At 65.3% G+C, this 21,308-nt stretch carries 20 protein-coding genes; 1 reads left to right on the plus strand and 19 read right to left on the minus strand.

Translation table 11 applies throughout. The features are described 5' to 3' along the window. Positions 1-33 precede the first annotated feature (33 nt). The 14 genes from QMG83_RS08065 to pyrR all read right to left on the minus strand — a co-directional run bounded on the left by QMG83_RS08065 (position 34) and on the right by pyrR (position 16,720). On the minus strand, positions 34-1,392 hold the full coding sequence (locus QMG83_RS08065) for an RsmB/NOP family class I SAM-dependent RNA methyltransferase (RefSeq protein WP_283504861.1): 1,359 nt from the start codon (positions 1,390-1,392) through the stop codon (positions 34-36). Further along, entirely contained in the window at positions 1,389-2,357 is a 969-nt protein-coding gene (gene fmt / locus QMG83_RS08070) for a methionyl-tRNA formyltransferase (RefSeq protein WP_283504862.1), read from the minus strand. Before fmt ends, QMG83_RS08065 begins: the two co-directional genes overlap by 4 nt. A 43-nt stretch (positions 2,358-2,400) precedes the next feature. Continuing rightward, positions 2,401-4,413, minus strand: a complete 2,013-nt coding sequence (locus QMG83_RS08075) for a primosomal protein N' family DNA-binding protein (RefSeq protein ID WP_283504863.1) — start codon at positions 4,411-4,413, stop codon at positions 2,401-2,403. Between the two features lie 23 nt (positions 4,414-4,436). Beyond that, positions 4,437-5,633: a methionine adenosyltransferase gene (gene metK / locus QMG83_RS08080; protein WP_283504864.1), complete on the minus strand. Its 1,197-nt coding sequence runs from the start codon at positions 5,631-5,633 to the stop codon at positions 4,437-4,439. 21 nt (positions 5,634-5,654) lie between these two features. After that, positions 5,655-6,866 (minus strand): bifunctional phosphopantothenoylcysteine decarboxylase/phosphopantothenate--cysteine ligase CoaBC, encoded by a 1,212-nt coding sequence (coaBC, locus tag QMG83_RS08085; RefSeq protein ID WP_283504865.1) that lies wholly within the window; start codon positions 6,864-6,866, stop codon positions 5,655-5,657. A gap of 35 nt (positions 6,867-6,901) precedes the next feature. Next, positions 6,902-7,162 (minus strand): DNA-directed RNA polymerase subunit omega, encoded by a 261-nt coding sequence (gene rpoZ, locus QMG83_RS08090; protein WP_199279803.1) that lies wholly within the window; start codon positions 7,160-7,162, stop codon positions 6,902-6,904. A 77-nt stretch (positions 7,163-7,239) separates the two neighbouring features. Next, positions 7,240-8,148, minus strand: a complete 909-nt coding sequence (gmk, locus tag QMG83_RS08095; RefSeq protein WP_283504866.1) for a guanylate kinase — start codon at positions 8,146-8,148, stop codon at positions 7,240-7,242. Further along, entirely contained in the window at positions 8,145-8,993 is an 849-nt protein-coding gene (gene pyrF / locus QMG83_RS08100; RefSeq protein ID WP_283504867.1) for an orotidine-5'-phosphate decarboxylase, read from the minus strand. The genes gmk and pyrF overlap by 4 nt, the downstream gene beginning before the upstream one ends. Then, positions 8,986-12,303 (minus strand): carbamoyl-phosphate synthase large subunit, encoded by a 3,318-nt coding sequence (gene carB, locus QMG83_RS08105; RefSeq protein WP_283504868.1) that lies wholly within the window; start codon positions 12,301-12,303, stop codon positions 8,986-8,988. Before carB ends, pyrF begins: the two co-directional genes overlap by 8 nt. Further along, positions 12,303-13,454: a glutamine-hydrolyzing carbamoyl-phosphate synthase small subunit gene (gene carA, locus QMG83_RS08110; RefSeq protein WP_283504869.1), complete on the minus strand. Its 1,152-nt coding sequence runs from the start codon at positions 13,452-13,454 to the stop codon at positions 12,303-12,305. Before carA ends, carB begins: the two co-directional genes overlap by 1 nt. After that, positions 13,451-13,945: a PH-like domain-containing protein gene (locus QMG83_RS08115; protein ID WP_283504870.1), complete on the minus strand. Its 495-nt coding sequence runs from the start codon at positions 13,943-13,945 to the stop codon at positions 13,451-13,453. Before QMG83_RS08115 ends, carA begins: the two co-directional genes overlap by 4 nt. Next, the gene (locus QMG83_RS08120; RefSeq protein ID WP_283504871.1) at positions 13,938-15,245 is read right to left on the minus strand and encodes a dihydroorotase; all 1,308 of its coding nucleotides are present in this window, start codon (positions 15,243-15,245) and stop codon (positions 13,938-13,940) included. Before QMG83_RS08120 ends, QMG83_RS08115 begins: the two co-directional genes overlap by 8 nt. Positions 15,246-15,248: 3 nt before the next feature. Beyond that, positions 15,249-16,196 (minus strand): aspartate carbamoyltransferase catalytic subunit, encoded by a 948-nt coding sequence (locus tag QMG83_RS08125; RefSeq protein ID WP_283504872.1) that lies wholly within the window; start codon positions 16,194-16,196, stop codon positions 15,249-15,251. After that, positions 16,193-16,720: a bifunctional pyr operon transcriptional regulator/uracil phosphoribosyltransferase PyrR gene (gene pyrR, locus QMG83_RS08130; protein ID WP_283504873.1), complete on the minus strand. Its 528-nt coding sequence runs from the start codon at positions 16,718-16,720 to the stop codon at positions 16,193-16,195. The genes QMG83_RS08125 and pyrR overlap by 4 nt, the downstream gene beginning before the upstream one ends. A gap of 128 nt (positions 16,721-16,848) precedes the next feature. On the opposite strand from pyrR, the gene QMG83_RS08135 reads away from it, so the two are divergent. Beyond that, complete coding sequence (locus tag QMG83_RS08135; RefSeq protein WP_283505536.1) at positions 16,849-17,454, plus strand: LysE/ArgO family amino acid transporter; 606 nt, start codon at positions 16,849-16,851, stop codon at positions 17,452-17,454. Here QMG83_RS08135 and QMG83_RS08140 read toward each other — a convergent pair. The 5 genes from QMG83_RS08140 to efp form a co-directional block, all read right to left on the minus strand. Beyond that, a complete protein-coding gene (locus QMG83_RS08140) occupies positions 17,451-18,278 on the minus strand; it encodes an ABC transporter permease (RefSeq protein WP_502949017.1) in 828 nt (275 codons plus the stop codon). The genes QMG83_RS08135 and QMG83_RS08140 overlap by 4 nt on opposite strands. Beyond that, positions 18,271-19,311: an aliphatic sulfonate ABC transporter substrate-binding protein gene (locus QMG83_RS08145; protein ID WP_283504874.1), complete on the minus strand. Its 1,041-nt coding sequence runs from the start codon at positions 19,309-19,311 to the stop codon at positions 18,271-18,273. Before QMG83_RS08145 ends, QMG83_RS08140 begins: the two co-directional genes overlap by 8 nt. Positions 19,312-19,318: 7 nt before the next feature. Further along, entirely contained in the window at positions 19,319-20,155 is an 837-nt protein-coding gene (locus tag QMG83_RS08150; protein ID WP_283504875.1) for an ABC transporter ATP-binding protein, read from the minus strand. A 126-nt stretch (positions 20,156-20,281) separates the two neighbouring features. After that, the gene (gene nusB, locus QMG83_RS08155; protein ID WP_283504876.1) at positions 20,282-20,695 is read right to left on the minus strand and encodes a transcription antitermination factor NusB; all 414 of its coding nucleotides are present in this window, start codon (positions 20,693-20,695) and stop codon (positions 20,282-20,284) included. Continuing rightward, complete coding sequence (gene efp, locus QMG83_RS08160) at positions 20,695-21,258, minus strand: elongation factor P (RefSeq protein ID WP_283504877.1); 564 nt, start codon at positions 21,256-21,258, stop codon at positions 20,695-20,697. Before efp ends, nusB begins: the two co-directional genes overlap by 1 nt. Positions 21,259-21,308: the final 50 nt, after the last annotated feature.

The raw sequence follows: 21,308 nt of genomic DNA on the forward strand, positions 1-21,308 counted from the left end.
GCCTACCGAGCGCAGTCGAGCCCGGTCGGGCGGTTAAGCCTTGGCGAGCAGCTGGATGAACATGCCGTCGGTGCCGTGTCGATGCGGCCACAACTGCACATGGGTGGCGTCGGGCAGGTCGAGAGGCTCCTTGACGATGGACTGCAGCACCGCCGGAGTGTCCATGCGCTCGACGTTGTCGGCCTTGCGCAGCACCGACGTCACGATGGCCTTCGTCTCGGCGGCGTGCGGAGAGCACGTCACGTAGGCCAGAACGCCGCCAGGCTTCAGCGCCGCAATGGCCGACTTCAGCAGCTTCGCCTGCAGGTTGCCGAGCCCGGCAACGTCGCTGGGCTGCTTGCGCCAGCGTGCCTCGGGGCGACGGCGCAGGGCGCCGAGACCGGTGCACGGAGCATCCAGCAAAATCCGGTCGAACGAGTTGGGGCACAGGGCGCCGATCTCGGTGCCGTCCAGCTCCCAGACCTCGGGGGGAGCGTCGAAAACGTTCAGAGCCTTGCGCACGAGTTCCGCGCGGGCCGGCACCAGCTCATTCGCCGTCAGGATGGCGCCGCCGGCGAGTGCCTCGGCCGCCAGCAGCGCGGCCTTCCCGCCGGGACCGGCACAAAGGTCGAGCCACTGCTCCCCCGCGCGAATCGGGCGGGCCCGGCTGAGGGTGAGGGCGGCAAGCTGGGATCCCTCGTCCTGCACGCGGGCGCGCCCCTCGCGCACCGCCGGGAGGTTGAGCGGGTCACCGTGGTCGAGAATCGCCCCCACCGGCGAGAAGGCGGCGGGATAGGCATCCAGCTCATCAACTGTCGACTCATCCGGAAGGGCGGCGATCGAAACCCTCGGAGCCACATTGTCGGCGGCGAGGGCACCCTCAAGTTCGTCCTCACGACCCTCGGCGACGAGCACCTGCCTGAACGCGCGGGTGACCCACAGTGGATGCGAGAACTCGAACGCGAGGGCTTCCTCCCCCGATTCCGCCTCGGCCAGCACCCTCTCGCGCCAGGTGTCTGCGTCGGTGCGGGTGATGGTGCGCAGCACCCCGTTGACGAAGCCCACCGCGGAGTTGGAGCCGACGGTCTTCGCCAATTCGACGGACTCGTCGACCGCGGCGTGCTGGGCGACACGCATCGAGAGCAGCTGGTGGCAGGCGAGCCGCAGCACGTCGAGGACGGCCGGGTCGATCTTGTCTGTGCTGCGATTGGCGGCCATCGCGATGACCCGGTCGTAGTAGCCCTGCATGCGCAGGGTGCCGTAGGTCAGTTCGGTCGCGAGGCCAGCGTCGGCCTCGGACAGCTTGGCGCGGCCAAGGCGTACCGGAAGCAGCAGGTTGGCGTAGGCATCGGAGTCACGTACCGCCATGATCACGTCGAGCGCGATGCGCCGGGCTGGTTGGGGCTGGCTCATGATGTTGCCTCCGTCGATGTTGTCATGGTCGCTGTGGCAGTGGCTCCTGCGCGACCCCTCCACCACGATGCGGCATCCATGGCTTTGCGACCGGCGGGATGCACGGTGACCAGCTCAAGCGGGTCGGTGGCGGTGCCAATCAGAATCGCGGAGCCCACGAGGTCGATCACCCCGGGAGGCAGGCGGGGCGCGTCTCTCGCGACGGCGACGTCGAGCACCTTCAGTCGCACACCGTCGACGATGGTGAAGGCTCCCGGCTCTGGTGTGACGCCCCTGATGATGGCGTGCACGGTGGTCGCGGGTTGCGCCCAGTCGATGTCACCGTCGGCGAGGTGAAGTTTCGGGGCGAGGGTCACATCGCCGACCTGCGCCTCGCTGCGGGCCGAGCCATCCGCCAGCGCGTTCACGACGCCCATGAGCAGTTCGGCGCCCGAACCCGCAAGTGACCCGAGCAGGTTGCCGGCGGTTTGCTGGGCCCCGATGGTTTCGGTCATCCGCCCAAAGATGTCGCCGGCGTCGAGTTCCGGAACGAGCTGAAACACCGTTGCACCCGTGATGTCGTCGCCGGCCATGATCGCGCGCTGCACGGGAGCCGCTCCGCGCCATCGCGGGAGCAACGAGAAGTGCAGGTTGATCCAGCCGAGCCGCGGGGTCGACAGCAGCGGCTCCCTGACGAGTCCGCCGTAGGCGACGATGACCCCGAGATCCGGTGCGAGCTGCTGCACCCGTTCGGTGGCCTCGCCCGCCAGCCGGTTGGCTTTGATCACCGGGATGCCGCGAGCTTCTGCCTCAACCGCCACCGGGGTCGCGGTCAGCACCCCACGACGCCCCTGGGGTGAATCCGCGCGCGTGATCACCGACGCGACATCATGGCCCGAGCTGGCCAACAGCGAAAGGCTGGGAACGGCTGCGGCCGGGCTGCCGGCGAAAACGATCCTGAGGGCGGGAGACAGTGAAGAAGACATCCCCGCAATTCTCTCGCGAATCACGGGCGGACCGCGCCACGGGTCACGATTCGAGGAACGGTTCGACGTCGTCCAGCCTGATCCGAAGGCTGGGGGCGGCCGGAGCGTAGCCCTGACGCGAGCCGGTGCGTTTTCGACGGGACGTCGCAGAACGGATCAGCTCAGACCGGAGCGCTGCCGCCACCTCCGCGCCGTGCGCATAGTCGAACCGGAGGATTGTCCGCACCAGCGGCGGCTCGAGATCCACCGGGCCCAGCACGTCGGAGCCCGCGATGCCGGACGCCGCCACGGCGGCGCTGACGGCATCCACCGAGCCTGTGACGGTGGCGACCCTGATGGCAGGAGGAAACCGCAGACTGCGTCGATCGGCGAGCTCGGCTCGGGCAAAATCGGCCTGCCGCCAGGTCACCAGGGTGGATGCCAGTGTCCCTCCGACCCCGACGAGCACCGTCGGCGCACCGCCGGCGGCAAGCGCCACAGCGTTGGACCACCAGCGCAGGCAGTCCTCCCCCACCCTCAGGCTCTCACGGGCGGCCATTTGCTCGCCGTCGAGCAGCAGGACGGCCCGGTATCCGCCCGCGGCGATCGGTTCGGCGCCTCGCGTCGCGATCACCAGGGCCGGACCCGAGCCAACGGTCTGCACGGGGTGGTCGCCGTCGGCCACGATCACGCGGATTCCCGGAAAGGCTCGACCCAGGTCTTCCGCGGTCCGACTGCTGCCGTTACCCACGAATCGAAGCTTTTCGCCCTCGCAGTGCTGGCATTTCCAGGCGGCAGCAAGCGCTCCACACCACGTGCAGGCCGGGGTGGATCTGGCCGATTTCTGCAGCAGGGGACCCTCGCAGCGCATGCAGCGGGCGGTCTGCTGGCACTCGGCGCACGCAAGTCGGGGCGCGTAGCCGGGGCGGGCGACCTGCACAAGCACGGGACCAGTCTCCAGAGCAGTGCGTGCGATCTTCCAGGCGGACGACGGAATCCGGGCCTGGGCGGCAAGGCGATCGTTTGAGGACTGTTGCGAGGTCGGGATGACCTTCGGGAGTTGCAACGGTCGGGGAGACACCGATCTCACCCAGCCGATCTCGACGAGTCGCTCGACCTCGGTGCTGCGCGAGTGGCCGAAGAACATCAGCGCGCACGACTGCTGTTCCTGGCGGAGGAGCGCCGCGTCTCTCGCGTGAACGTAGGGACTCAACGGCTCGCTGTGCAGCGGATCCCCGTCGTCCCACAGTGCGATGAGACCGAGCTTGCTCGCTGGTGCGTAGATGACCGAGCGATTGCCGATGATCGCTACAGGATCGTCCTGGAGGCACCGAAGGAACGCGCGGTACCGGTCTGGATTCGACTGGCGTGCATCCAGTCTCACGATGCTCGAGGCAGGCAGCACGGCCGCCAGGGCCGACTGCAGTTGCTCCTGGTCGCGATAGTCGGGCACGGCGAGGATCGCGCTCCGGCCCGCGGCAATCGTGGCGGCAGCGGCGGCGGCCATCGTGACGGCCCACCCGCCGGCCCAGCTGGGATCGGCATCGAGCGGATGCACTTCACGAACCAGTGGCACGGCGTCGATGGCGAGTCGCTCGTTCGCAGCTATCGCGCCTTCCAGCACGCCCGGGCCATACGCGTCGATTGGGACGGCAGTGACCGGTTCGCCGTCGGGTGGGGTGTCTGCGGCGAGAAACGCTGTCTCTACCCTGACCTGTCTCTTGGGTACCGCGAGCCTGACGATGTCGGTTGCCGAGCCGGAGGCACGGTCAGCGGCTCTGCGGGCGAGTGCCCACACCTCGGGCGTAAGAACCTTGATTGGAGACACCACCGAGTCGAGTTCGCTGAGTACACCCGCATAGTCCCCCCGGGGCGAGACCTCGACGATGATGCCGTCGGCGACCCTGCCTGCCGAGCGAAGCGGAACCCGGACCCGCACCCCTGGCATGGCAGCCTCGACCATCGCGCCAGGGATGCCGTAGTCGAAGAGCCTGTCGAGTTGCGGAAGGGGTGAGTCGATGAGCACTTTCGCTACCGACAACGCCCCGGCGCTGGCCGCCTCGGAAACAGTGGGCACCCCGGTAGTGGATGCCTCGGCCACTACAGTCCGCTGGCAGCGCGCAGTGCGTCGACGCGGTCGGTGCGCTCCCAGGTGAAGTCGGGCAGTTCGCGGCCGAAGTGACCGTAGGTTGATGTTGCGGCGTAGATCGGTCGGAGCAGATCGAGATCGCGCACAATGGCGCCTGGGCGGAGGTCGAAGACGGTCTTGATTGCGTCGATGATGCTGTCTTCGTCGACGTGGGCGGTGCCGAAGGTCTCCACGTAGAGACCGACCGGCGATGCCTTCCCAATGGCGTACGCCACCTGCACTTCGAGCTTGTCTGCGAGCCCGGCCGCAACGGCGTTTTTGGCTACCCAGCGCATCGCGTACGCGGCCGACCGGTCAACCTTGGACGGGTCTTTGCCGCTGAACGCTCCGCCGCCGTGGCGAGCCGCTCCACCATAGGTATCGACGATGATCTTGCGACCCGTGAGCCCCGCATCGCCCTGCGGCCCACCGATCTCGAAACGACCAGTGGGATTGATGAGCACCCTGAGGTTCGACGAATCGAGGCCTGACGTGGCAAGCACGGGGCGCACCACGAGTTCTTCGATCTCACGACGCAGTTGCTCGGTGGAGATATCCGGAGAGTGCTGGGTGGAAAGGACGACAGTGTCGACCGTGCGAGGGACGACCCCGTCGTATCCCACGGTGACCTGAGTCTTGCCGTCGGGCCTGAGGTAGTCGACCGCGCCGTCGTGCCGCACCGCAGCGAGCCGCTCGGCCATCCGGTGCGCGAGCCAGATCGGGATGGGCATCAACTCAGGGGTCTCCCTGGTGGCGAAGCCGAACATGAGCCCCTGGTCGCCTGCCCCCTGTACGTCGCCATCGTCGCTGCTGGACTGCTCGCGATGCTCGATCGCATTGTCGACGCCCTGTGCGATGTCTGGAGACTGGCCGCCGATCGATACCGATACGCCGCACGAGCGACCGTCAAACCACACGTCTGACGAGTTGTAGCCGATGTCGGAGATGCGCTTGCGCACGATGGAGGGAATATCGACGTAGCCGGAGGTGGTGACCTCCCCCGCAACATGCACGAGCCCCGTGGTGACCAGAGTTTCAACCGCAACGCGAGCGTTCTTGTCGACGGTGATCAGCGCGTCGAGGATGCTGTCGCTGATCTGGTCGCAGATCTTGTCAGGGTGACCCTCGGTAACCGACTCGGACGTAAACAGGCGCAGCGGTGAACTCATTCTGTGTAACTCCAGGGGTGATTATCGTGCGGACACGAGGTCAAGAATACGGTTCGCCACCGACAGCTTGGTGCCGGTCGCCTCGCCGACGATGGTGCCGGAACTGTCGATGACGGAGATCGTGTTGTTCTGAGTCGCGAAGCCTTCGGTCCAGCCGACCCGGTTGATGATGAGCAGATCGGAGCCTTTGCGCGTGATCTTCTCGCGGCCGATGGCCAGAAGTTTCACGTCATCCGGTTCGGTTTCTGCCGCAAACCCGACGATGAGCTGGCCCGGCAGCCTGTGCTCGGCGATGGATTTCAGGATGTCGGGGTTGCGAACCAGACGGAGGTCAAGCACGTCACCCTGGGCGTCCTTTTTGATCTTCGATTCCGCCACGTGCTCTGGCCGGTAATCGGCGACAGCGGCCGCCATGATCACGACGTCATGGGTCTGGGCTTCGGTGGCGACGGCTTCGGCAAGTTCGGATGTGGTGCCGACACTGATGACCCTGATGGATGAGGGGCTTTCGACTTCGAGATTCGCGGCGATGAGCGTGACCTCGGCTCCCCTGGCCGCGGCCGCGATGGCGATCGCAACGCCCTGTCGGCCGCTCGAGCGGTTGCCGATGAACCGCACGGGATCGAGCGGCTCTCGTGTGCCGCCGGCGGTGACGAGGATTCTGCGTCCCACAAGGTCCTGAGCCGTGACTGTGCCGAGCGCAGCCGCCACGATGTCGTCGACGTCAGACATGCGGCCAGGGCCGGAATCGGCGCCGGTGAGTTGCCCGACGGCAGGGCCAACGATGACGACCCCGCGGTCGCGCAGCAGCTGCACGTTGGCCTGCGTTGCCGGGTTTTGCCACATCTCGGTGTGCATGGCTGGAGCGATGATAACCGGCGCGCTGCTTGCCAGAATCGTGTTGCCCAGCACGTCGTCGGCGAAGCCTCCGGCGATTTTTGCGATGGAGTTTGCGGTCGCGGGCGCGACAACGATCAGATCGGCGGCCTGCCCGATTGCGACGTGCTTTACCTCGGCGACACCCTCATACAGGTCGGACTGAACGAGGTTTCGGCTGATGGCCTCAAGGGTGGGCCTGCCGACGAACCGCAGTGCGTTCTCGGTCGCCACGACGTGGACGTCATGGCCAGCCAGCACGAAGGCACGGACGATACCGACGGCCTTATATGCAGCGATGCCGCCGGTGACACCGACGACTACGTTGAGCCGCCTCGGCGTGTCTCCAGCGGACATCGACCCAGTCTCCGACACTTGCGAGTCGGTGGTGCTTACTCTGAGCTCAGGCGCTTGAGCTCGAGCTTGTCTTCGTTGATCTCGTGAAGAGCAACCGAAAGCGGCTTGTCTTCGATGGTCGAGTCGACGAGCGGTCCGACGTTGTCGAAGAGGCTTCCCTCGTGCAGGTCGGCGTAGTAGTCGTTGATCTGGCGGGCGCGCTTCGACGCGAAGATGACCAGCTGGTACTTGGAGTCGACCTTCGAGAGAAGTTCGTCGATCGGCGGGTCAATGATGCCGGAGTGCTTGTCAACCATGGAGGCTCCTTGCCTGGTGTGGATTACGTCGTGCTGCACTGCAAAGCGCACAGTGCATGGTGCGAAGACCGCGAAACTCAGCGGGAAATCGGGGCGCCGATGGGCGCATCCATCAATTCTACGACTTCCTGAGCCGCTTGGCTGACTTCTCGGTTGATGACTTTCGCGTCGAACTCGTCCTGGGCGGCCAATTCGACCCTTGCGGTGTCGAGCCTTCGCTGTTGTTCCTCGGGTTTTTCGGTGCCCCGGCCGATGAGCCTGCGCACCAATTCTTCCCAGGTCGGTGGAAGCAGGAAGACGAGAAGCGCCTCAGACATCACGCTTCTGACCTGCCGTGCGCCCTGCAGGTCGATCTCGAGCATCACGCGCTTCCCGGCGGCCAGAGCCTCGTCGATGGGTGGACGCGGGGTGCCGTAGCGGTAGGAGTTGTGGACGACGGCCCACTCGAGCAGTTCGTTGTCGGCGATCTTTCGATCGAACTCCTCATCGCTCACGAAGTAATAGTGAATTCCATCGATCTCGCCCGGCCGCGGCGTGCGGGTTGTCGCCGAGACGCTGAGCATGACATCGGGATAGTTCTCGCGGATGTGAGCAGAGACTGTGCCCTTGCCGACGGCCGTTGGCCCGGCGAGCACGATCAGGCGACTCGGTTCTGCACCCTGACGGTGCACGAGGTAGTCGCGAAGCCGGATGCGCTGGCGAACACCCAGGCCACCCACCCGCTTCTTGTCTGAGATCCCCAGGTCGAACATGACCCTCGCCACGCGAGTGGGCCCGAGGGTCGGCACGCTGGTGAGAAGTTCGGTTACGCGCAGGCTCGCTTCGGCGCTGTCCGGGTCGGCCCAGGCTGACTGGGCCACGGCCAGTGCCGTCTTCTGCTTCGACGCGATGGACTGCTTGACGGCGGCCCGAGCGCGGCGTGCGGCTATGGCTGCTCGACCCGCTGCTGCTCTGTCGACTTCCGGCGGCGCCGGTCTTGGGCTCATGGTGCGACTCCCTCGGCTAGAACAGCGGCCTGCGTGCTGAGTTCGGATCGGGCACCGTCTGGTCCGGCGCGCAGGACGCTCCGACCGAGGTTTGCAATGACGTTGCCAGACACCGAGCCGAAGAGGGCGGGCAGGTCGGCGATGAGGGCTCCCTGCTCACCGAATCCCGGTGCCAGCACGGGTGTTTTCGAGAGACTGGTTGCCTCGATGCCGTAGTCGGCCGACCGCACGGTCGCCCCGATCACCACTCCGACAGAGCCGAGGCCCGAGGCAGAAGAGTTGAGCTGTTGCACGTCACCGACGATACTCGCAGCGACGGTGCGACCACGGTGCTGTCCGCGGTCGCGCACGGCGGTCTGGGTGTCGACAGACTCGGGGTTCGAGGTGGCCGCAAGGATGAAGAGTCCCTTGCCGCCAGCGTCGGCGAGGCTGATCACGTCGGTGAGTGAACCCACGCCCTGGTAGGCCGACAGTGTCATGGCGTCGGCTTCGAGGGCCGACCCCGGCGTGAGCCAGGCAGCGCCGTACGCGGCGACGGTCGAACCGACATCGCCACGCTTCGCATCGGCGATGACGAGCAACCCGGCTCCACGCGCCGCGGCGAGTACGGCTTCAAGAGCGGAGAACCCTGCTGAGCCGAAACGCTCGAAGAAAGCGACCTGCGGCTTGACGATTCCGACGACACCCGCCGCGACATCCACACACCGGAGCCCGAATTCGCGGGCGCCGGCCGCGGAATCTGGAAGGTTCCACGCGTCGAGCAGGAAGGCGTGCGGATCAATGCCCAGACACAACCGGCCGCTGGCACTGAAGACAGCGTCGAGCCGCTCGCCGAAACTAAGCATGGTTTGCTACCGACCCCGCCAATCGCTGCGCTCGGTCGATCGCGTAGTCCTGCAGCGATCGAACCTCGAAACCGTCGCGAATCGCCTCGAACGAGGCCACTGCGGCCCCGACCTGGGCGATGGTCGTGAAGAGCGGCTTGTCTGCCGCGACCGTGGCCATCCGAATTTCGTACCCGTCGGCCCGAGCGCTTCGACCGCTCGGGGTGTTGATGACCACGTCGACCTCGCCCTGGTTGATGAGTTCCACGATCGACGGCTCGGCCTCGTTGACCTCCTGGCCCATGAAGTACTTGCGCACGACCCTCGCCTCGATTCCGTTGCGGGCGAGCACCTCGGCGGTGCCCTCGGTCGCGAGAATCTTGAAGCCGAGCTGGCTGAGCCTGAGCACCGGAAGCACGATGGCGCGCTTATCGCGGTCGGCGACCGACACGAAGACGGCTCCGCTCGAGGGAAGGCCTCCGTAGGCCGCCTCCTGGCTCTTCGCGAAAGCCTTCGGGAAGTTCGAGTCGATTCCCATCACCTCGCCGGTCGAGCGCATCTCCGGGCCGAGAACCGAGTCGACGACGTTTCCCTCAACCGTACGGAAACGCTTGAACGGCAGCACGGCCTCTTTGACCGACACCGGGGCGTCCATCGGGACGACTGATCCGTCCTGCGCGGGCAACAGGCCATCGGCGACGAGTGAGCGGATGTCGCGGCCGACCATGACCAGCGCGGCGGCCTTGGCCAGCGGAATGCCGAGGGCCTTGGAGACGAACGGCACGGTTCTGGATGCGCGGGGATTCGCCTCGAGCACGTAGAGGATTCCCTGGCCGATGGCGAACTGCACGTTGATGAGACCACGCACGCCGATTCCCGCCGCGATCCCCCGCGTCGCTTCGCGCACACGGTCGATCACGTCGCGCCCCAGCGTTACGGGAGGCAGCGTGCAGGCCGAGTCACCGGAATGGATGCCCGCCTCCTCGATGTGCTCCATGATCCCGCCGATGTAGAGCTCAGTGCCGTCGTACAGCGCGTCGATGTCGATCTCGATGGCGTCATCGAGGAACCTGTCGACCAGCAGCGGCGACCCCGGTGCGATGATCGCCTGGTCTTTGACGCGCTCGAAGTAGTCGGCCATCGACTCGGTGTCGTAGACGATCTCCATGCCGCGACCCCCGAGTACGTGCGACGGGCGCACGAGCACCGGGTATCCGATGTCTTCCGCGATCGAGATCGCTTCGTCACGGTTGGTGGCGGTTCCGTTCTTCGGGGCGATCAGGCCGGCATCGGCCAGGATCCTGGAGAACAGCCCGCGCTCCTCGGCGAGGTCGATCGCTTCCGGGGTCGTACCGAGAATCGGCACTCCCGCGTCTTTCAGTCCCTGCGCCAGCCCCAGTGCGGTCTGGCCGCCGAGCTGCACCACGACGCCGACGAGCTCGCCCGACTGGGATTCGGCGTGGATGATCTCGAGCACATCCTCGAGGGTCAACGGCTCGAAGTACAACCGGTCGCTCGTGTCGTAGTCCGTCGACACTGTCTCGGGGTTGCAGTTGATCATGATCGTCTCGAAGCCGGCGTCGGCCAGCGCGAACGAGGCGTGCACGCACGAGTAGTCGAATTCGATTCCCTGGCCGATGCGGTTCGGGCCAGAGCCGAGGATGATCACCTTGCGACGGTCGCTCGGCGTCACCTCGGTCTCGAGGTCGTAGCTCGAGTAGTGGTACGGGGTGAGCGCCGGAAACTCGCCAGCGCAGGTGTCGACAGTCTTGAAGACCGGGCGCACACCCAGCTCCCAGCGCAACTGCCGAACCTCGGCCTCGGTCAGGCCACGAAGCTGGGCGATCTGCACGTCGCTGAAACCGTGGTCCTTTGCGAGCCTGAGCACTGACTCGTCGAGTGCAGCAGCACTCGCGATGTCGGCAGCCACCTCGTTGATGAGGGCGATCTGGTCGACGAACCAGGGGTCGATAGCCGTCGCCTCGAAGACCTCGGCCGTGGTTGCCCCGGCGCGCATCGCCTGCTGCACCGTGATGATCCGGCCGTCGGTCGGGATGGTCGAGACGGCGAGCAGCTCCGCCTTGTCGCCGGGCTCACCCTCCCAGTGGAAGCTGCTTCCGCGCTTCTCGAGCGATCGCAGCGCCTTCTGCAGGGCGGTCGAGTAGTTTCTGCCGATCGCCATGGCCTCGCCGACCGACTTCATGGTCGTTGTCAGGCGCACGTCGGCGGCCGGGAATTTCTCGAAGGCAAAACGAGGAACCTTGACGACGACGTAGTCGAGCGTCGGCTCGAACGAGGCCGGAGTGACCTTCGTGATGTCGTTGGGGATCTCGTCGAGTCGGTAGCCGATCGCGAGCTTTGCCGCGATCTTGGCGATGGGGAATCCGGTCGCCTTCGATGCCAGCGCGCTCGATCGCGACACACGCGGGTTCATCTCGATGACGATCACGCGACCGTTGGCCGGGTCGATGGCGAATTGGATGTTGCATCCACCGGTATCGACGCCCACCGCGCGGATGATCTCGATGCCGATGTCACGCAGGTTCTGGTACTCGCGGTCGGTGAGGGTCAGCGCCGGCGCCACTGTGATGGAATCGCCGGTGTGCACGCCAACCGGGTCGACGTTCTCGATGGAGCAGACGACCACGGTGTTGTCAGCGGTGTCACGCATGAGCTCGAGCTCATATTCCTTCCACCCGAGGATCGACTCCTCGAGCAGCACCTCGGTGGTCGGGCTCTGGTGCAGGCCGTCGGTGACCATGCGTCGCAGCTCGTCGCGGTCGTACGCGAAACCTGAGCCGAGGCCACCCATGGTGAAGCTCGGCCGGATGACGAGCGGGTAGCCCAGATCTTCGGCGAACTCGATCGCCTCTTCCACGGTGTGCGCAATGTAGCTCTTGGCGACATCGGCGCCACACTCCAGGACCAGGTCCTTGAAGATCTGGCGGTCTTCGCCCTTGTTGATTGCCTCGAAGTTTGCACCGATGAGTTCGACGTTGTACTTCTCGAGAATGCCGTGCTTGTGCAGGTCGATCGCGGCGTTCAGCGCCGTCTGGCCGCCAAGGGTCGGCAGGATCGCGTCTGGCTTTTCCTTCGCGATGATGGTCTCGATGACCTCCCACGTGATCGGCTCGATGTAGGTCGCATCCGCGAAGTCGGGGTCGGTCATGATGGTGGCCGGGTTCGAGTTGACGAGGATGACGCGCACGCCCTCCTCGCGCAGCACGCGGCAGGCCTGGGTGCCCGAGTAGTCGAATTCTGCGGCCTGGCCGATGACGATCGGGCCTGAGCCGATCACGAGTACTGAGTTGATGTCTGAACGCTTAGGCATTACTTGCTGTCCTTGCTCTTCAGGACCAGATCCCGGAAGCGATCGAATAGGTAGTTGGCATCGTGTGGCCCGGCTGCGGCCTCGGGGTGGTACTGCACCGAGAACGCGGGGATGTCGAGGGCGTTGAGGCCCTCAACAACGTTGTCGTTGAGGTTGACGTGACTCACCTCGACCCGCCCGAAACCGGCCGGGCTGTCCGAGATGACGCCGATGGGAGCATCGACGGCGAAACCGTGGTTGTGGCTGGTGATCTCGGTGCGGCCGGTGGCAACGTCGACGACGGGCTGGTTGATCCCCCGGTGGCCGAACGGCAGCTTGTACGTGCCATACCCGAGTGCGCGCCCCAGTAGTTGGTTGCCGAAGCAGATTCCGAAGAAGGGAAGCCCCTTCTTGAGCACCTCCTGCAGCAGCGAGACGTGGCCGTCCGATGCGGCGGGGTCGCCCGGCCCGTTCGAGTAGAAGACCGCCACCGGGTCGATGGCCAGCAGCTCGGTGATCGACACCGATTGTGGCATGACATGCACGTCGAAGCCTCGCTCTGCGAGGTAGTTGATGGTGGAGGTCTTCACGCCGAGGTCGAGGACGGCGAGCCGCCCAATGCTGGCGGTGGTGGCAGCCACGACATAGCCGTCGACCGTGGAGACCTGGGAAGAGAGGTTCTGGCCGGCCATCTGTCCGGCAGCACGCACGATCTCGAGCTGCGCGTCGGCGTCGAGGGCCGCGTCCGCTCCCGAGAAGACGCCGCCACGCATCGATCCGGCATCCCGCAGTCGTCGGGTGACCGCGCGCGTGTCGATACCGCTGATGCCGACGACAGCCTCGGTCACCAGCTGGTCGTCGAGCGATCCGGTGGCGCGAAAGTTGGAAACGACCCGGCTGGGGTCGCGAACGACGAAACCGGATACCCAGATGCGGGACGACTCGGTGTCTTCGTCGTTGACACCGGTGTTGCCGATGTGCGGCGCCGTCATCACCACGATCTGGCCTGCGTAGCTGGGGTCGGTCAATGTCTCCTGGTAGCCGGTCATGCCGGTGGCGAAGACCACCTCGCCCAGGGTTCGCCCGCGGGCACCGTATGCGCGTCCGGAATAGCGAGTGCCATCCTCTAGCACCAGGACTGCTGGATCAAAACTCACGCGGCCTTCTTTCATACTGTGTTGGCTTGTCTCTTAGCGAGCAGGCTGCGTACGGCCTGCTCGAATTCTGTTGGCTCCGCCATGCGGAGGTAGCTGTCGACGACGCGGTCTCCGAGCATCCACTCGATGAGATGGAGGCCGTCTTTTTCGACGACCCTGTCGATGGTCCAGGTGGCCCTGCGGACGTCCCGCAGATCGGCGAGCGGGATGAAAAGGTCGCGGCCGGGTAGTTGCAGCAGGATGCCGGAATCAGCCACCACTGCCATGACGTTGCTGCGGAATCCGAGGCCGTGCACGGCGATGCGATCGAGCGGATTGCCGGATGCTGTGGTCGCTACATACTTACCGGTGAGGCTTGCCAGGGTGTTGCCGAGGTCTGCCGGGGCGGCCACGAGCGGCACAACATCACGCTGGCGCCGCTGGCGTGCGCGCCAGCCGAGGAACATCAACAACAGCAGCGACGCGAGGAAAACGAGGACGATGGCCTGGAGGAGGGTTCTATCCACGCGCTGCCCCATCACGTGCGACAGTGTCTGCGTCGACGAGCTCACCGTCGCTCACCGTCAGATAGCCGTTGTGGATGGTGGTGACGACCCGGCCGGGCAGCTGACGCCCGAGGTACGGGGAGTTCACTCCCTTTCCGCGCAGGTGTGTCGTGGCGAAGGTGCGCGAGGCCGCGGGGTCGTACAAGGTCAGATTCGCGGCGCTCCCGATAGCGAAGGGCGAGTCGTATCCGTCGAGCCGGCCGATCTGAGCGGGCTTGGACGACAGCACCCGCGCAACATCCGTCCATCCGAGCAGGCCGCTCTCGACCACCGAGGCGTGCACAACGCTCAGGGCAGACTCGAGGCCGACCATGCCGTTGGCCGCTTCATCCCAGGCACAATCCTTCGCCTCAACGGGATGGGGAGCGTGATCGGTGGCGACAATGTCGATGGTGCCGTCGGCGAGAGCCTCGCGCAGGGCGTGAACGTCTTCATCGCGCCTCAATGGCGGGTTCACCTTGAAGCGTGAATCGTAGCCTCGCACCAATTCTTCGGTGAGCAGGAGGTGGTGCGGTGTGACTTCTGCCGTGACATCCACACCCCGAGCCTTCGCCCAGCGGATCACGTCAACGGAACCCGCGGTCGAGACGTGACAGACGTGAAGCCTGGCGCCGACGTGCTGGGCGAGCAGGACATCGCGCGCGATGATGGACTCTTCGGCGACGGCGGGCCAACCGGCAAGGCCGAGCTCGTTCGACAGTGCGCCCTCGTTCATCTGGGCTCCGATGGTGAGCCGCGGGTCCTGCGCGTGCTGTGCAACAACTCCCCCGAACGTCGTCACGTACTCGAGCGCGCGGCGCATGAGCAGCGCGTCGTGAACGCACTGGCCGTCGTCAGAGAAGACACGTACCTTCGCGCGCGACTGCGCCATGGCGCCGATCTCTGCGAGGCGCTCCCCGGAGAGACCCGCAGTGACAGCACCGATGGGCCGCACCGTCACGTAGCCGTGCTGGTCTCCGAGAGACTGCACCTGCTCGACGACTCCGGCTGTGTCCTGCACCGGGAGCGTGTTCGCCATGGCAAAGACCGCCGTGAATCCGCCGATCGCAGCGGCACGAGACCCGGTGAGCACGGTCTCGCTCTGCTCGAAGCCAGGCTCGCGCAGGTGGGTGTGAAGGTCGACCAGCCCGGGAAGGGCGATAAGACCTGAAGCGTCAATCGTGCTCTCGGCCGAACCCTCGTCGACAAAGACGCCGTTCTCGACGAAGAGATCCTGTGAGGTTCCGTCGGGCAGCTGTGCTCCGACAATTTTGATGCTCATGAGTTACGCCTCCGTGGTTCCAGAAAGCAGGTGATACAACACGGCCATCCTTATTGATACCCCGTTGGCGACTTGTTCCAGCACTGTCGATTGCGCCGAGTCCGCTGCGCCGGACGAGATCTCGAGACCGCGATTCATCGGCCCAGGGTGCATAACAATGCTAGCCGCAGGAAGGCGTCCAACGCGTTCGTCGTCGAGTCCCCACTGCTTGCTGTACTCGCGGGCGTTCGGGAAGAACGCCGCATTCATGCGCTCGGCCTGGATGCGCAGCATCATGACGACGTCGGGACCGGCGTCGATCGCCGCATCCAGATCGTAGGTGACGGTTGCTGGCCAGCCGGCCGTGCTGACGGGCAGGAGGGTCGCCGGGGCGACGAGCTGCACGGTGGCGCCGAGCGTGGTCAGCAGCCACAGGTTGGACCGCGCGACGCGGGAGTGCAGGATGTCGCCGACAATCGCCACGCTCACACCGTCGAGACCGCGGCCCCGCGACCCTGCGCCGTGCAGTCGTTTGCGAATCGTGAAAGCGTCGAGCAGCGCCTGCGTCGGGTGCTCATGAGTGCCGTCGCCGGCGTTCACGATGCCGGCGTCGATCCAGCCGCTGTCGGCCAGGACCCTGGGTGCTCCGGATGCCCCGTGCCTGATGACCACGGCGTCCGCGCCCATCGCGGCGAGAGTCTGCGCGGTGTCTTTTAGGCTCTCGCCTTTCGAAACGCTCGAACCTTTCGCGCTGAAGTTGATGACGTCGGCGCTGAGTCGTTTCGCAGCCACCTCGAATGACACCCGGGTGCGCGTGGAATCCTCGAAGAAGAGGTTGACGACGGTCTTGCCGCGCAGGGTCGGGAGCTTCTTGACCTCGCGGTGGGCGACATCCGCCATGTCTTCCGCGATGTCCAGGATGGCGATGGCCTCGTCGCGCGAGACATCTTTGGTCGAGAGCAGGTGCCTCATTCGATGGTCACCTCGTCGACGCCGTCGATCTCTGACAGGCGAACCATAATGCGCTCCGATGTCGAGGTTGGCAGATTCTTTCCCACGAAATCCGCCCTGATCGGCAGTTCGCGATGACCACGGTCGACCAGTACCGCGAGCCTGACTGCGCGCGGTCGTCCGAGGTCATTCAGGGCATCGAGCGCCGACCGGATGGTGCGTCCCGAGTAGAGCACGTCGTCGACCAGCACCACGGTCTTGCCGTCGATGCCGCCATCGGGAATGTTTGTGGGGCTTGGCGCCCTGGTGGGATTCCTCGAGAGGTCGTCCCGGTACATGGTCACGTCGAGGGCGCCGACGCTGACCGTTCCCGGCTCGATGGAATTCAGGATCGCTCCGAGGCGCGTCGCGATGGTGACGCCACGGGTGGGAATTCCCAGAATGACGAGCCCGGCCGATCCACGGTTGGACTCAAGGATCTCGTGTGAGATGCGAGTCAACGCCCGGGTGATATCAGCCTGCTGCAGCACGTGGCGTGCAGTCATTCTGACCTCCTTCCCCGTCTCTCTGGACGGAATTTAAAGGATGTCTGTTTCGAACACTATACCGGCCTCGCGCAGCACGGCTGGCTCGACTGGACTGGGTGGTGGCCGACCCCTATCTTTCAGGAGTGATCATTTCCGCCGTCGTCGCTGGTTTCCTCTCCGGCGCCGCCCTCATCATTGCGATCGGCGCCCAGAATGCCTTCGTGCTGCGGCAGGGAATCCGACGAGAACACGTGCTGCCGATCGTGGTGGTGTGCGCTGCATCGGATGCCGTCCTCATCGCTCTCGGGGTGGCCGGGATCGGCACCCTCGTCACGGCGGCGCCCGTTGTGCTGGAAATCGTGCGGTGGATCGGTGCTGCCTTCCTCGTCGGCTACGCGATCTTCGCCGCTCGCAGGGCCATCCGGCCGGCAGCCCTCGTCGTGGGCAAAGGCGACGCGATGAGCCTCGTGGCCGCGGTGGGAACGGCTGTCGCGCTGACCTGGCTGAACCCCCACGTCTATCTGGACACCGTGCTGCTCCTGGGCTCGCTGTCAACGGCCCATGGCAGCTCGGGTCGCTGGTGGTTCGCCGCCGGAGCCATCGTCGCCAGCGTGGCGTGGTTCACGGCCCTGGGTTTCGGGGCGAGGCTGCTGCGGGGGCTTTTCGCCAAACCGATGGCCTGGCGCATCCTCGACCTCAGCATCGCTGTGGTGATGCTCATCCTCGCGGTGATGCTGGTTCTCCCCCACTAGGTCCAGCGCTTGAGAAGGTACCTCTCGAGCAGCCCGATGAGGGCATCCGACGTCTTGCCGAGCACCGCGAGCAGCACAATCGCGAGGAAGGTGCGGTCGAGGCGTCCATTGTTGGCCGAGTCGCTCAGCAGGAATCCGAGGCCCATGGATGCCGCGATCAACTCCGCCGCGACGAGAAACAGCCACGACTGCGCCAGTGCGAGCCTGAGCCCTGACACGATGCTGGGAACGACGGCAGGCAGCTGCACCTGCTGGAGCAGCTGGAGTCTGGTCAGGCCGTAGGCACGACCCAGCTCGACGAGGTGCGGATCGACATGGCGCAGCGCGCCAGCGACGGTCGTGTAGACCGGGAAGAGCGCGCCGATGGCGATCAGCGTGACTTTCGAGTCTTCGTTGATGCCGAGATACAGGATGAGCAAGGGCACCCAGGCCAGCGATGGAACCGCCCTGAACGCTCCGATGGTGGGCGCCAGCGCGGCGCTGGCAACTCTGGACAGTCCAACGAGCGAACCCAGGACGAGCCCGATCGTGGCACCGGCGACAAATCCGATCAGCACGCGCTGCACCGAGATGCCCACAAATTGCCCAAGCTGGCCCCGCTCAGCGAGGTCGACTCCAGCAAGAAAGACGCTCGTGGGTGACGGCAGCCGATAGGCGGGCACGATGCCGGTCACGGCGATGACCTGCCAGCCGCCCAGCAACAGCACCGGCAGCAGGAAGCCCAACGCCGCCATCACCGGTCGGGAACTGCGTTGCGCACGCCTCGCGGCCGGCTCGGTGATCGAGTCGGCCGCGAAGTTGCGCTGAATGGTGGAGTTAGCCAATGGTCGAGGTGTCTGCCTTGTCGACGAACTCGGTGTTGAAGAGCGAGTCGAGCGCCGCGTCGATCAGATCCTGACTGGCGACATCTCCGGACTCGACGAAGATCGGCCCGATGAACGCGAGCACGTCGTGCTGCTTCTTGCCGGGCTTAGGGTCGACCCCGAGGTTGGTGCGATCGGCGATCACTGCTGTAGCGATGGCCGGGTCGATTCCGGCGACCGATGCGAGGATGTCTGCGGTCTCCTCCGGATTCGCGATGGCGTACTCACGAGCAGTTTCGTAGGCATCGATGACCAACTGAAGCAGATCCGGGGACTTCTCGATGAAGCTCTCGGTCGCGTTGAGGAAGCCGTAGCTGTTGAAGTCGATGTTGTCGTAGATGATCTTCGAGCCTGCTGTCGCGACGCTCGACGACAGCAGCGGGTCAAGCCCCGCCCACGCGTCAACGGCACCGGACTCGAGAGCTGCCTTCCCGTCGGCGTGCTGCAGGTTCTGCACCGTGACGTCATCGAGACTGAGCCCGGCTTCGCCGAGCGTTTGCAGCAGGAAGAAGTACGGGTCAGTTCCCTTCGTCGCCGCGATCGACCTGCCCTTGAGTTCGGCGACAGAGGTGACTGACGATCCTGCCGGAACGAGGATTGCAGACCAGTTCGGCTGAGAATAGACATCCACCGTCTGAATGGGCGACCCGTTGGACCTGGCGAGCAACGCTGCCGATCCCGCGGTCGACCCGACGTCAATGGCGCCGGCCCTGAGCGCCTCGTTCGCCTTGTTCGAGCCGCCGGACTGAACCCAGTTGACCGTCACTTTTCCGTCTGTGGCGTCTTCGAGCCAGCCCTTCTCCTTGATGATCAGGCTGAGCGGGTTGTAGGTGGCGAAGTCGATGTTCAGCACATCGGCGCTCCACTCGCCCGAGGCTGTGCTGGCGGGTTTGGGCTCCGCGACGGCACTCGAGCCCTCACCGGCGCAGGCAGACAGTGTGATTGCTACCGTTGCGGCGAGAGCGATCAGGGGCAGAAACTTCTTCTTGCTCATGTTTTCCTCAGAATGTGTGTGCTGGGTGATGGGTGGACACGCCGAGGCCCTCAAGGAGCTCGCCGCGCAGGTGCGCCAAGGACGAATTGCCGCGATCTCGCGGCCGCGCCCCCGGAACGGTAATGACGGAGCGGATGACCGCGCCGGAGTTGTTCGCGTAGCCGGGCTCGACGCCCAGCAGCACCACGCGATCGGCCAGGTACAGGGCCTCGTCGACATCGTGGGTCACGAACAGGATCGTGGCTGGCTCTGCGGCGTGGATGTCCAGCAGCAGGTCCTGCATGGTGAGTCGGGTGAGGGCATCCAGCGCGCCAAACGGCTCGTCGAGAAGCAACACCCCCGGTCCGCGAGCGAGAGCCCGGGCGAGGGAGGCACGCTGCGCCATCCCGCCGGAGATCTGGCGCGGTCGAAGCTGGGCGGCATCCGTCAGCTGAACCAGGGCAAGCAACTCGGCAACCCTGGCTTTGCGTTCGGCGCGGGGAATGCCATGCGGAAGCCCGAGATCGACGTTGGCCTCGATGCTCCGCCACGGAAGCAATCGTGGCTCCTGGAAGGCGACGGCGCAGCGCTGGTCGGCGCCGGTGAGGGCGCTGCCGCCGATCAGCACGGAGCCAGCGTCAGGTGCGTCGAGACCGCCAACCTGGCGAAGGAGTGTGGACTTTCCGCTGCCGGACGCCCCGATCAGCGCCACAATCTCGCCCGCTGCGATTTCGAGCGAGACCTCTCGGAGCACCCGTCGCGGTGCGTCTGCCCGAGTGGCGCCCGGAAAAGTCCGGCCGATGTCGTCGAGAGTCACCGACAGCGCCGCGGCACTGGTGCTGGAGATGGCTGCTGGTGAGGTCATTCCTGCACGTTACGGCGTGCGCCCGGTCGGACAGCATTTCACACGTAACGCTGCGTCATCCTCCGCGTAACGCTGCGTCATTCTTCGCGTGACAGGCCCGAAATGCCGGGCCTCAGCCGCTAAAGATCAGGCGCGACTCGCCGCAATCCGCCCGAGCAGGCCGTTGACGAATCCCGCGGAATCCTCGGTGCTGTGCAGTTTCGCCGACTCAACGGCTTCTGAGATGGCAACGCTGTCCGGCACCTCGGAGTTGTACAGAATTTCCCACACACCCATGCGAAGAAGAGCACGATCGATCGCGGGCATGCGGGCCAGCGTCCAGTCCTGCGAGTAGGTCTCGATCAGTTCGTCGATCTCGTCGCCGTGTTCGGTGATGCCGATGACGATGTCGCGAGCGTACGGCCATGACGACGAGCGTTTGGTGTCGCTGTCGGCACGAGCCTGCTCGGCGGCGAGGATCGCATTGATCGACTCCTCACGCACATCTGCTCCGTAGAGCACGTCGAGGGCGCGCTTGCGCGACTTGGTACGTGCTCCCATTAGTCGTTGACTCGGCCGAGGTATGAGCCATCGCGGGTGTCGACCTTGACCTTGGTGCCCTGTTCGAGGAACAACGGCACCTGGATCTGGTAGCCGGTCTCCACGGTGGCCGGCTTCGTGCCACCGGTCGACCGGTCGCCCTGAAGGCCGGGCTCGGTGTATGTGATCTCGAGCGTGACGGATGCGGGGAGCTCGACGTAGAGCGGGTTGCCGTTGTGCAGCGCGATCGTGACGTTCTGGTTCTCGAGCATGAAGTTGGGAGCGTCACCGACGTTGGCCGGTGAGAGTGTGATCTGGTCGTAGTTGCCGATATCCATGAAGACGTAGTTCTCGCCGTCTTTGTACAGGTACTGGAAGTCAGCGCGGTCGACGACCTCGGTCTCGATCTTCGCACCGGCGTTGAACGTGCGGTCGACGACCTTGCCGCTCATCACGTTCTTGACCTTCGTGCGCACGAAGGCGCCACCCTTGCCAGGCTTGACGTGCTGAAAATCGATGACGGTCCACAGCTGGCCGTCCATGTTGAGAACGACGCCGTTCTTGATGTCAGCGGTAGAGGCCATGGGAGTTTTCCGTTCGTTTGTGTCGATTGGTCGAGACCGACCATCGATTC

Source organism: Salinibacterium sp. G-O1 (assembly GCF_030063305.1).
Taxonomy (GTDB): Bacteria; Actinomycetota; Actinomycetes; order Actinomycetales; family Microbacteriaceae; genus Rhodoglobus.